The 12004-nt window shown below is 66.4% G+C and carries 10 protein-coding genes; 3 read left to right on the top strand and 7 right to left on the bottom strand.

The window, feature by feature from the left end:
• Nucleotides 1-37: 37 nt before the first annotated feature.
• On the bottom strand, nucleotides 38-1246 hold the full coding sequence (locus HHL21_RS01380) for an MFS transporter (protein ID WP_169463470.1): 1209 nt from the start codon (nucleotides 1244-1246) through the stop codon (nucleotides 38-40).
• A gap of 173 nt (nucleotides 1247-1419) precedes the next feature.
• On the opposite strand from HHL21_RS01380, the gene HHL21_RS01375 reads away from it, so the two are divergent.
• Nucleotides 1420-2235 carry an alpha/beta fold hydrolase gene (locus tag HHL21_RS01375; protein WP_169463469.1) on the top strand — a complete coding sequence of 272 codons (816 nt, stop codon included), beginning with the start codon at nucleotides 1420-1422 and terminating at the stop codon, nucleotides 2233-2235.
• A gap of 168 nt (nucleotides 2236-2403) precedes the next feature.
• Here HHL21_RS01375 and clpB read toward each other — a convergent pair whose 3' ends face one another.
• The 6 genes from clpB to HHL21_RS01345 all read right to left on the bottom strand — a co-directional run bounded on the left by clpB (nucleotide 2404) and on the right by HHL21_RS01345 (nucleotide 9722).
• Nucleotides 2404-5016: an ATP-dependent chaperone ClpB gene (gene clpB / locus HHL21_RS01370; protein ID WP_169463468.1), complete on the bottom strand. Its 2613-nt coding sequence runs from the start codon at nucleotides 5014-5016 to the stop codon at nucleotides 2404-2406.
• Nucleotides 5017-5149: 133 nt separating this feature from the next.
• Nucleotides 5150-5710: a DUF5655 domain-containing protein gene (locus HHL21_RS01365; protein ID WP_169463890.1), complete on the bottom strand. Its 561-nt coding sequence runs from the start codon at nucleotides 5708-5710 to the stop codon at nucleotides 5150-5152.
• A 29-nt stretch (nucleotides 5711-5739) separates the two neighbouring features.
• Entirely contained in the window at nucleotides 5740-6114 is a 375-nt protein-coding gene (gene crcB, locus HHL21_RS01360; RefSeq protein ID WP_169463467.1) for a fluoride efflux transporter CrcB, read from the bottom strand.
• Complete coding sequence (gene moaE, locus HHL21_RS01355) at nucleotides 6111-6569, bottom strand: molybdopterin synthase catalytic subunit MoaE (protein ID WP_169463466.1); 459 nt, start codon at nucleotides 6567-6569, stop codon at nucleotides 6111-6113. Before moaE ends, crcB begins: the two co-directional genes overlap by 4 nt.
• Nucleotides 6566-9112: a DUF349 domain-containing protein gene (locus tag HHL21_RS01350; RefSeq protein WP_169463465.1), complete on the bottom strand. Its 2547-nt coding sequence runs from the start codon at nucleotides 9110-9112 to the stop codon at nucleotides 6566-6568. The genes moaE and HHL21_RS01350 overlap by 4 nt, the downstream gene beginning before the upstream one ends.
• Nucleotides 9113-9212: 100 nt before the next feature.
• The gene (locus HHL21_RS01345; protein ID WP_169463464.1) at nucleotides 9213-9722 is read right to left on the bottom strand and encodes a hemerythrin domain-containing protein; all 510 of its coding nucleotides are present in this window, start codon (nucleotides 9720-9722) and stop codon (nucleotides 9213-9215) included.
• Between the two features lie 389 nt (nucleotides 9723-10111).
• Between HHL21_RS01345 and HHL21_RS01340 the strand changes: the two genes are divergently transcribed.
• Both HHL21_RS01340 and HHL21_RS01335 read left to right on the top strand, forming a co-directional pair.
• A complete protein-coding gene (locus tag HHL21_RS01340) occupies nucleotides 10112-11065 on the top strand; it encodes an HlyD family secretion protein (protein ID WP_169463463.1) in 954 nt (317 codons plus the stop codon).
• A complete protein-coding gene (locus HHL21_RS01335) occupies nucleotides 11062-12003 on the top strand; it encodes an ABC transporter ATP-binding protein (RefSeq protein ID WP_169463462.1) in 942 nt (313 codons plus the stop codon). Before HHL21_RS01340 ends, HHL21_RS01335 begins: the two co-directional genes overlap by 4 nt.
• Nucleotide 12004 lies beyond the last annotated feature (1 nt).

Raw genomic sequence — 12004 nt, 5'->3', positions numbered from 1 at the left:
CATGGCAGATTGGCGAAACATCAATATTTAAGCCATTTTAAGCGTTTTGGAGCGCTGGTGCGCGGCTGCGCCCGCCAACGCCGACGGCCGTGCCAATGGCCAGCAGCTGGAACAAGGCGATACAGATGAACACCCACGATGGATGCCCGCCGTCCATCAGCGCGCCGAACAGCAACGGGCCGACCGCCAGGCCGCTGTCGAGGCCTGAATACACGACACCGAACACGCGCCCGGTCGCATTGGCGGGCGCGGCGGCGCGGATCAGCAAGTCGCGCGATGGCCCGGCGACGCCTGCGGCCAGCCCGATCAGGCCCATCATCAATGTTGTCGACCACCCCGGCACAACGCCGGAAGCGAGCACCAGCGCCAGCGCCGCCGCGAGCGTGAACGCGCATGCAATCGTGCGGTCATGGTTGTGCGCCTTCGCCGCCAGGAAACCGCCCAGCACCATTCCCCCGGCCGAGGCAAGCATGTACGCTGAATAGGCGGTCATGGCCGACGCCAGCGACACCTGGTAGATGGCGACCAGGCTGGTCGACGAGAAACTCTGGATGCCGCCCAGCGCGACAGCCGTCAGGAAGAAAAAGCCAAAGCTCATCCACACGGCAGGCAGGCGCATGAATCCGAACGAACTGGCCGCGACATGCGCGTGGGACTTCGGCGGAACGGGATCGGAGCGCAGTGCCTCGCGGCTCAGGAAAAGCAGCAGCAGCGTAGCAAATGGAATGACCGACGCCGCCAGCAATGCCGTACGCCAGCTGGAGAAGGTTGCCACGCCCGCCAGGAACACGGGCGCCGCGGCCCACCCCAGGTTGCCGCTGATGCCGTGCACCGAGAAAGCATGCGCGATACGGGCCTTCGACACGCGCTGGTTGAGCAAGGTGTAGTCGGACGGGTGAAACACCGAGTTGCCCAGGCCGGCCAGCATCGAGCCCGCCAGCAGCATCGCGTAGTGATTGGCCCCGGCAAGCACGAGTGCGGCAATGCCCAGCAGCGCCATCCCGCCGAACAGCACACGGCGCGCGCCGACCTTGTCCACCACGAATCCGGCCAGCGCCTGGCCGATGCCCGATACCACGAAGAACACGGTCATCAACAGGCCAAGCTCGGCGTAGCTCAGGTTGAAGGCCGGCTTCAGCCATGGAAACAGGCTGGCAAGAATCAGGTGATAGAAGTGGGAAACGCCGTGGGCAAGGCCGACGAGGCCGATGACGCGCGCATCGTCGCGCAGGGAAGCTGGTTGCATTTGCAGGCTCAGGGGAAGGTTCAGCCAGTAGTGTAGCTGCGTTCGCCCGGGGCTGCTGACGACCGCCCGGTTCCGGCGCCGGAATAACTACATCAAATTGTTTTATACTCCCCGGCACGCAACGCTGGCCGGTGCGGCTTACCATAACATTTCTTACCTTGAGGGACGAGGACATGCCCATCAACGACGCTGGCCTGAGGATACAAAGCGATGGCCAGGGCACTCCGTTTGTTTGGGGGCACGGGTTGATGTCAAGCATCGAGGTGGAAGATGCGCTTGGCTGGTTCGGCTGGGACGAGAAGCCCGATTCAGTCCGGCTGATCCGCTACGATGCGCGCGGCCATGGCGACAGCGGCGCGGCGCGCGGAACGGACAACTACCATTGGCGGCATCTCGGCGCCGATATGCTGGCCGTCGCCGATGCCATGAACTCGCCACGCTTCATTGCCGGCGGTATGTCGATGGGCTGCGCCAGCGCCATTCACGCCGCGGCGCAGGCGCCCGAACGGATCAAGGGCCTGGTCCTTGCGATGCCGCCGATGATTTGGGAAAACCGCTCGGCCCAGCGCGAGATGTACCAACGCATCGCCCGCCGCGGCGTAGACGCCGACGGCCGGGCGATGGCGAAGCTGATGAGTCGCGACCTGGCGCGCGCCCTGCCCCAGTGGCTGCTCGATGCATCCCCGGCAGTTGCGGCGAGCCTCGCCATCGGCGTGCGCGCCCTCGACCGCCGCATCATCCCCGACCTGTTCCATGGTGCGGCGAACTCGGACCTGCCGCCGCGCGCATCGTTGCACGCGCTCGCGCAGGTGCCCACATTGATTCTCGCGTGGACCGGCGACAGCACCCACCCGCTTCAGTCGGCGCAGGAACTGCACCGGCTGCTGCCGAACTCCGCGCTTCATGTTGCCGCGAGCCACGAGGAGTTTCTTCAATTTCCCGATCATATCCTGGCCTTCGCGGCAAGCCTGGCCATGCCGGACTTATAATCGTCCTTTGAACAGAGCGCAGCGGGATGGACATGCAGCAGTTATGGGTTGCGTCGGTGGGCGGCATTATCGTTGCACGGATGCGGGGCGAAATGTCCGAATCCAGGCGCGCATAAAAAAACCGCGCCGCGGATTTCGCCAGGGCGCGGCCCGTTCTGCCACACGCGCTTAAGCTGTTTCCACCGCCGCCGCGGACGGTTCGTCGAACACCAGGTTGCCGTGATCGACGCGCACGCGGATCGTGTCCTTCGGTCCGAATTTCCCTGACAGGATCGCCTTCGACAGCGGGTTCTCGATCTGCTGCTGGATCGCCCGCTTGAGCGGGCGCGCGCCGTACACAGGATCGTACCCGGCCTCCGCGATCTTCTGCAGCGCCTCGTCGTCGATATCGAGCGCCATCTCCATCTTCGCGAGGCGGCCTTCCAGGTGCTTGAGCTGGATCTTCGCAATCGCGCCGATATTTCTCTCGTCGAGCGCATGGAACACCACGATTTCGTCGATACGGTTGATGAACTCCGGACGGAAGTGCGAGCGCACCTCGGCCATCACCGCCAGCTTGACCACGCCCGGGTCGTCGCTATCCATCGCCTGGATCTTGTGCGAGCCAAGGTTCGACGTCATCACGATCACCGTATTCTTGAAGTCGACCGTGCGCCCCTGCCCGTCCGTCATGCGGCCGTCGTCCAGCACCTGCAGCAGCACGTTGAACACGTCATGGTGCGCCTTCTCGACCTCGTCGAGCAAGATCACGCTGTATGGCTTGCGCCGCACCGCTTCGGTCAGGTAGCCGCCTTCGTCGTAACCCACGTATCCCGGCGGCGCGCCGATCAGGCGGGCCACCGAATGCTTCTCCATGAATTCGCTCATGTCGATGCGGACCATCGACTCCTCGGTGTCGAACAGGAAGTTCGCCAGCGCCTTGCACAGCTCCGTCTTGCCCACGCCCGTCGGGCCGAGGAACATGAAGGAACCGTACGGGCGGTTCGGGTCCGCCAGGCCGGCGCGCGAACGGCGGATCGCATCGGCCACGGCGACAATCGCCTCGTCCTGTCCAACCACGCGCTCGTGCAGCTTCTCTTCGATGTGCAGCAGCTTGTCGCGCTCGCCCTGCATCATGCGCGACACAGGAATGCCGGTCGCGCGCGACACGACTTCGGCGATTTCCTCGGCGCCGACCTGCGTGCGCAGCAGTTTAGGCTTATTCCCCTGCTCTTCGCGGGCCGCCGACATCTCGGCCTGTTTCAGCTCGGCCTCCAGCTGCGGCAGGCGGCCGTACTGGAGCTCCGACATGCGGCCGTAATCGCTCTGGCGCCGCGCCTCTTCCATCTGGTGGCGCACCTGCTCGATTTCTTCCTTGATGTGGGTGGTCCCCTGCACCATCGCCTTTTCCGACTTGAGCACTTCCTCGAAGTCGTTGTACTCACGTTCCAGGCGCGCGATCTCTTCGTCGATCAGCTCCAGCCGGCGCCGCGACGCCTCGTCCTTTTCCTTCTTGACGGCTTCCTTCTCGATCTTCAGCTGGATCAGGCGGCGCTCAAGCTTGTCCATCACTTCCGGCTTGGAGTCGATCTCGATCTTGATCTTGGACGCCGCTTCGTCGATCAGGTCGATCGCCTTGTCGGGCAGGAAGCGGTCGGTGATGTAGCGGTGCGACAGCTCGGCCGCGGCGATGATGGCCGCGTCGGTGATCTCCACCTTGTGGTGCAGCTCATATTTGTCCTGCAGCCCGCGCAGGATGGCGATGGTCGCCTCCACCGTCGGTTCGTCGACGATGATCTTCTGGAAGCGGCGCTCCAGCGCGGCGTCCTTCTCGATGTATTTGCGGTACTCGTCGAGCGTGGTGGCGCCGACGCAATGCAGTTCGCCGCGCGCCAGCGCTGGCTTGAGCATGTTACCGGCGTCCATCGCGCCCTCGGCCTTGCCGGCGCCGACCATCGTGTGCATCTCGTCGATGAAGACGATCGTCTGGCCCTCGTCCTGCGCCAGTTCCTTCAGCACGGTCTTGAGGCGTTCCTCGAACTCGCCGCGGTACTTCGCACCCGCCAGCAGCGCGGCCATGTCGAGCGACAGCACGCGCTTGCCCTTCAGCGAATCGGGAACCTCGCCGTTGATGATGCGCTGGGCCAGCCCTTCGACGATGGCGGTCTTGCCGACGCCAGGTTCGCCGATCAGCACCGGGTTGTTCTTGGTGCGCCGCTGCAGGACCTGGATCGCGCGGCGGATCTCGTCGTCGCGGCCGATTACCGGATCTAGCTTGCCCATGCGGGCGCGCTCGGTCAGGTCGAGCGTGTACTTCTTGAGCGCCTCGCGCTGGCCCTCGGCGTCCTGCGACTGCACGCCCTCGCCGCCGCGCACGGCGGTAATGGCGGTCTCCAGCGACTTGCGGGTCAGGCCGTTCTCGCGCGCCAGCTTGCCGGCGTCGGACTTGTCTTCGGTCAGCGCCAGCAGCACCATTTCGCTGGACACGAACTGGTCGCCGCGCTTCTGCGCTTCCTTGTCGGCCAGGTTCAGCATCGAGACAAATTCGCGTCCGACCTGCACTTCGCCGCCGGTGCCGCTCACCTTCGGCAAACGCTCGAGCGCCCCCTTGAGCGCATTCGCCAGCCCGCCGACATTGACGCCCGCGCGCTGCAGCAGCGAACGCGCGCCGCCGTCGTCCTGGTTGAGCAGGGCCGTCAGCAGGTGTACCGGTTCAATATATGGATTATCGGTTCCGACCGCCAGGCTCTGCGCGTCAGCGAGCGCTTCCTGGAGCTTGGTCGTCAGTTTGTCTTGCCGCATGATGATGCTCCCGCGAGGATTTAACTTGAAAGCAAGGTTGGGCCGGGGGATGCCTTTTCAAGATGGCATCACCGGGAAACATCATGAATGAAATTGCCGCAACACGGCGCAATGTTGGGCGCGCGCGTGCTGCTCAGCCGGCGCTGTCGTACGCCTGCCTGGCCCAGGCGAGCACCTCGGCGTCGACCTCGGCGGCGTCGGTCAGGCGGACCTTGTAGTTGCACATGCCGCCCGGGGCCTGCTCCAGCAGCCGGTCGGTGCCAGGCACGCCTTTCATGTTCAGGCCGAGCTCGAAGCGGGTGTTGGTGGCCGGCCCCAGCATGGCAAACTGTTTCTTGCGGCGCAGGCTCAGGTAGCCTTTCTTGGGCGCGATGTCGAACTCGCCGAACTGCCCGATGGCGGCCATCAGTGTGTCGTGGATGGGCCGCAGCGCAGCCCTGGGACCGGTATAGATGGCGTCCAGCACCGCGTCGCCATCCTTGCCCGCCGACTCAGCCGCGCCGTCGGAGCCCAGCACATGGTGGACGGTGGTGTTGGCGTCGCCGTGCCCCATGCCGAGTTCGCGCTTGAGGTAGTCGCGCAACTCGCCGTGCCTCGCCAGGCCGCTGGCGCGCAGGATCTCGCCCAGTTCGGCCAGCGTCTTGCCGCTGCGCTTTTCGATGTTGGCGAGCTGCGTCGCCACTGCCTTGTCCATATCCGCCACGCTGTCTCCAGTTGGTGTATTTAATTAGACAGCATGCGCCAGGTTGCGAACCCGGCGATACAGCAGCCGATCGAGCCGGCCAGGTGCAGCATCGAATGGGCGGCAGCCCAGCCATAATCGCCGCGCTGGAGCAGCATCATGGCCTCGCCCGAGAACGTCGAAAACGTGGTCAGGCCGCCCAGGAAGCCGGTGATCGCAAACAGCCGCCACTCCGGCGACAGCTGCGGCGACGCGGCAAAGAAGCCCATCAATACCCCGATCAGGTAGCCGCCGCCCAGGTTGGCCGCAAGGGTAGCGATCGGCAGCTTGCCATGCGCGCTCGCCAGCCACAGCGACAGGCCCCAGCGCAGCCAGGCGCCCAACGCGGCGCCCAGTCCCACCGCAAGCCAGCTCAAACGCTGCCCCATTTCGCGCGGGCGCTGTCGTCGGACTCGCGCGCGTCAACCCAGCGCGCGCCTTCCGGCGTCTGTTCCTTCTTCCAGAACGGGGCTTCCGTTTTCAGGTAGTCGATGATGAATTCGCAGGCGTCGAACGCCTCGCCGCGGTGGGCCGATGCGCAGGCGACCAGCACGATCTGCTCGAGCGGCTTGAGGGGGCCGACCCGGTGGATCACCCGCGCGCCGAACAATGGCCAGCGCGCTTTGGCCTGTTCGACGATGCTTGCGAGCGCCTGTTCGGTCATGCCGGGATAGTGTTCCAGCTCCATCTCGCGGACGCTGGCGCCGTCGTTCATGTCGCGCACGGTGCCCACAAAGCTGACCACCGCGCCGATGCGCGGGTCCTCTGCGCGAAGGGCCGCCAGTTCGGTGCTGACGTCGAAATCGTCCGGCTGGACGCTTACCTGCTTCATTGTGGGTCCTTGCCGAAGATGCGCGCGAACAGGTGTCCGATGCGCGATGAGGTGCGCTCATCGGCCAGCGCGGGCATCGCGCATAGCTGGAGGAACTGCGCCGATTGCGTCAGCGGCTTCTGCCCCGACTTGAGCGAGGTTTGCAGCACCTCGACCTGGAGCTTCAGGCGTTCGCGCGCGAACTCAGGACCGCTGTCGACGCCGGTGGCGATTTCCAGGCCCAGGATCTCGTGCAGCAGTTGATCGCGATTTTTTTCGAGCACCGCGACATAGGTTGCGCGGCCGCCCGAAGCCCCGGCTTGCAGCGCCGCGCTGAAGCGCGCTTCCAGCGCCGTTTCATAGTCGCCGCCGAGAGGATCCATGCCATCCCAGCGCGTGGTCCACTCGCCGGGCTCGATTTCTTTGCCCTGCGCGAGCATGGACTCAAGGGCCTGGCACAGGCGCAGCTTCTCGCGCAGCGCGTTGGCCTGCGCCAGGCCGGCGTTGCGCTTTGCGATATCGGCGTGGTGCTGTACCGACGCCACCGCCGCGTGATAACGCTTTTCGACCCTGGCCTCGTTCGCCCGCGGCACCGGGCCGGCGGCATGCCATTCGGCCGCCGCTTCGCGCAGCAGCTTGCCCGCTGCTCCCGGCTGGATGCCTTCGGCTGCCGCCTCCAGGCGCGCGCTGATGGCTTCCTTGGCGTCCTGGTGCGAACGCCGCTCGGCGTCGGCAGCGTGTGCGCTTTCCTTGCGGCTGGCGAACACCGCGTCGCAGGCGGCGCGGAAGCGCTGCCACAAGGCCTGTTCGGTCTTGCGTTCGAGGGGCAGTGCCTTGGCGTGTTCCTGCCAGCGTTCCTGCAACGCGCGCAGCGCGTCGAACGCGTGGCGGTCATGCGGGTTGATCGCCCTGGCCTGTTCGATCAGCTCGTCGCGGCCCGCCGCCTCGGTCTTGCGGCGTTCTTCCAGCGGTCCCTGGAGCACGTTGAGCGCATCGGCGAATTCCTGGTCGAGCCGCTTCTTTTCTTTGCGGTCGATCGCGCCGAGGTGGCTCCAAGCGAGGCGCAGGCGCTGCACGCTGCCGGCCATATGCTTCCAGTCGGCACTGTTGGCGTCGTCCAGCCGCGCAGCCTCGGACACCGCTTCGGCGACCAGCGCCTGGGCCTTGTCCGCGTTGGCGCGGCGTTCGCCCGCCAGTTGCTTGAAGTGCGCCGCGGCCGGGGCGTACGCCACGGTGCACGCGCTGTCGAATCGCTCCCACAAGGTTTTCGGCGCGGCGCCCGACAGCGCATCGAGCGCCTTCCAGCGTTCGCGCATGCTGCCGACCTTCTTGGCCAGCTCGCCCATCGCGTGGTTTTGCGCAGGCATCTGTTCGACCGCCTTGATCAGTTCTTCGCGCGAGACATTGCCGCCCCAGCGCGCCCAGTCGGACAGGCGCTTGAATTCGGAGCGCGCGTGCGCCAGCCGTTCGGCCTGCGCCGGCGCCAGGCGAATACCCTTGCTGTCCTTGAGCGCCTTGTCGCAATCGGCCGCCGCGGCCAGCGAGCCATGCTCCAGCGCCGCTTCCAGCGCGGCCAGCGTGGCGAGGAATTCGTCACTGGCGCCTGCCAGCTTTGACGGCGCGCGCAGTTCCTTCACCGTCGGCACCGGTTGCGGCAATGCGGCCAGGATCGCGTCAAAGCGTTCCTGGAGCGATGGCGGCGCGTCGGCTGGAATCGTCGCGAACTGCTGCCAGACGCGGCGCACGCGCTCCGCATAGAGCGAGTCGCGCGGAGCGGCCTCCCATTCCGCCAGCGCTGCCGCGCGCGCGGCCAGCACGGACTGGCCCTTTTCGATCGCGCCGAGCGAGGCCTTGACGCGGACCTGCTCGATCTCGAACTCGTTGACCAGGCTGCGCGGCAGCGAAGCATGTTCCGCAGCGGCCAGCGCTTCGGCCTGGACCTGTGCCAGTTGATTTATTTGTTCGCCCAGTTCTGCTGCGGGCAGGCCCGAGGCGCCCAGCCGGCGCAGCGCGTTCAGGCGGTCGATCATCGCGCGCTGAAGCGCGACCTGGGTTTCGAGCCGCTGGCCGAGCCGGGCGCGCACTTTGTCGAATTCCGCCGCCACTTCAGGGGCGGCGATGACCGACCAGCGGCGGTCCAGCTCGGCGACCTGGTTGGGGCTGAGTTTTTCGTCGGCGGCGAGCCCATTTGCTTGCGCGATGCAGGCGCGTGCGCGTTCAAGCTCGGCGTGGTGGTGGCGGATCGCGTCGAGGCGCGACTGCATCAGTTTTGCGACACGGCGGTCGGTGTTGCGGATCGCCGCATGGACCCGGTCGAGCTGTTCGCGCGAATGGACAAATTCCGCCGCGGCAAGGCGCAGTTCGGCGAACTCGCTGCTCAGGATGAAATCCGCTGCGGCAAGCTCGTCGCCGGCGAGCGCCGCGATGCTTTCGGCTTGCAAGGCGCGCTGAGAAGCGTGCTGCGCGGATGATGACGGGTCAGGCCGGCCGCCCTTCTGCTCAGCCTGTTCGGCCGGGGCCGCGCCCGCCTTGTCGCCGGACCGCTTGAAAAGAAATTCGAACATGACGTCGCATCAATCATTCAAAAACCACCATCATAGCAAGAACAACAGCCCGGGGGCGCGGGACTGGCGGCGGTTTTACGCTGACGGCGCAACAGCAGCTTCAGCCAACCGCCCAGGCGGCCTGGCGCCGCTGGGCGGCCCACACTGCACCTGCCGGAACATCGTCCATCATGTCGGCCGGCACCGCTGCCGGCCCGGCCAAGTCGCGCGCCGGGCGGCTTTCCTGACGATAGGCGTCATGCGCGAGCATCTGGTTGGCGACGGCGAACCAGTCCTCGCCGGAAATCATCGTCCGCGCGAGCGAAAACAGCTCATGCTCCTCGCGTTCGAGCCGGGTCAGCATGGCGTCGCAGAAGGTGTCGATGGCCTTGCAGAACTGGCGTACCGCCCCCTCGCCGTCGATCGGACCCGCGTTGACGCGGGCGACGACATCGGCGATGGCCTGGCCGGCGACATCGCTGAGCGCGTCGAGTTCGTCAAGCAGGCTGTTCGCCTGCGCGGTGGCGCGGCGGATCGCGGGGATCAGGAAAATGTCGATTTTGCGCCAGTGACAATTGTGGAACAGGCGCTGCAGCGCGTCGCAGGCAAAGCTGACCTGGCCGGCCGACAAGGCGTAGTGCTTTAAGCATTTGATTGGGAGCAACTTTTGAAGTGTCTGCAGGCTGACACGAACGCTGGCTTGCTCGACTGACAGGGCTACAAGGGTATACGTTGCCGTTAACATTCGCTCTCCTTAGAATCTTACGCCAGCAAGGAACCCGGCGACGCGACAGCGCGCCTGGCGGACCTGGCTGGGTGAAGTATGTTTTGGAAAGGCTGGACGATTGTTGTTTGGGAAGTGTTTTCGTCAGCCCGAAGAACAAGTGTAAAGAACCCCGACATCCCCGGTTTGATCTTGCGCAAGCCCGGGGGCATTGACGGCGCCGCAATTTGAGCAGGGTGGCAAGTCGTTGTTGTGATACCGTCAGCATTCCATGCTTGCCTGTTTCACCGCGCGCGATGAAGACCTTTCTCTCCAGCATTTGTTTGCTCGCCGGCCTGCACGGTTGCGGCGAGAAAGCGCCCGGATATTTCCCTGGCTACGTGGAAGCGGACTACGTACGCCTGGCCAGCCCGGTGGGCGGCACCGTTGCGAAGCTGTTCGTCCAGCGCGGCAGCGAGCTCGAGCCGGGCGACCCGGTCTTCGTGCTGGAGCAGGACTCGGAACGCGCCGCGCGCCAGGAAGCCGCGGCGCGGGTCCAGCGTGCGCGCTCGACGCTGGCTGACCTCGAAAAAGGCCGCCGCCCGGAAGAACTGGCGGTCGCGCGCCAGCAACTGGCGCAGGCGGAGGCCGCGCTGTCGCTGTCGCAAGCCGAACTCGCGCGCGAGGCTCGGCTGCTGGAAGCGAAGTTCGTCGCGCCTGCCCGCCTCGATCAGTTGCGCGCCGCCGTCCGGCGCGACCGCGCGCGCGTGGCGGAACTGGTTTCGCAGCTGCAGGTGGCGCGGCTCGGCGCGCGCGCCGACGAATTGGCGGTTGCGCGCCACGACGTCGAAGCGGCACAGGCCCAGCTGGCGCAGGCCGAATGGCAGCTGGCCCGCAAGGCGGTCAGTGCGCCGGTTCGCGCGCGCGTGGCCGACGTCCTGTACCGCGAAGGCGAACTGGCGCCGCCCGGCGCAGCGGTGGCCAGCCTGCTCGCGCCAGAGTTCCTGCGCGCGCGCTTCTTCGTGCCGCAGGCCGCGCTCGGCGCGCTTGCGCTCGGAGACAAGGTCACGCTGGCCTGCGATGGCTGCGGCCAGCCGGTGGCGGCCACGATCAGCCACATCGCGCGCGAGGCGGAGTACACCGCGCCGCTGATCTACAGCCGGGAGAACCGCGCGGCGCTGGTATTCATGGTGGAAGCGACGCCCGCGCCGGAAGCGGCGCCGAAGCTGCATCCCGGACAACCGCTGGAAATCCGGCTGGCGCCCAGATGACGGCGCCCGCCACCCTGATCGACGTGCGCGGCCTGACCAAGCGTTATGGCGGGCACACCGTGGTCGACCATGTCGACATGCAGGTGCCGCGCGGCGTGATCTATGGCTTCCTCGGTCCGAACGGCAGCGGCAAGACCACCACCATTCGCATGTTGTGCGGCCTGCTCACGCCCGATGAAGGCGAAGGAAGCTGCCTCGGTTACGACCTGCGCACGCAGGCGCGCGAGATCAAGCGCCAGGTCGGCTACATGACACAGAAGTTCGGGCTGTACGAAGACCTGTCGGTCGAAGAAAACCTCGACTTCATCGCGCGCATCTACCAGGTACCGAAGCGCCGCGAGCGGGTCGATGCGACGCTTGGGCAGATGGGACTTGGCGAGCGGCGGCGCCAGCTGGCCGGCGCCTTGTCCGGCGGCTGGAAGCAGCGCCTGGCGCTGGCCGCGTGCCTGCTGCACGAACCGCAGCTCCTGCTGCTCGACGAGCCGACCGCCGGCGTCGACCCGAACGCGCGCCGTCAGTTCTGGGACCGCCTGCACGAACTGGCTGCCGAAGGACTGACGGTGCTGGTGTCGACCCACTACATGGACGAAGCGGCGCGCTGCCACGCGCTGGCCTACATTTCCGAGGGCCGCCTGCTGGCGCGCGGCAGCGGGGCGGACCTGATCGCGCATGCGGCGCTGGCGAGCAGCGCGGTAAGCGGTCCGGCCACGGGCCTGGCGATGCTGGGGCACGAACTGCGGCGCGATCGCGCTTTGCGCAGCGTCGCGTGGTTCGGCGCCACGCTTCATGTCAGCGCCGGATCGCGGCAGGCGCTGGACGATGCTTTCGCGCGCGCGCAGCCGCTGATGGAGACGCAAGGCCTGCGCGCCGAGCCCTCCGAGCCTGGCCTCGAGGACGTGTTCATCGCGCTGATGCAGGACAGCGGCGGGGGCGGCTGAC

The sequence above is a fragment of the Massilia polaris genome (assembly GCF_012927275.1).
In the GTDB taxonomy this organism is placed as follows: Bacteria; Pseudomonadota; Gammaproteobacteria; order Burkholderiales; family Burkholderiaceae_D; genus Telluria_A; species Telluria_A polaris.
This window is presented reverse-complemented; position numbering and strand designations above follow the sequence as displayed.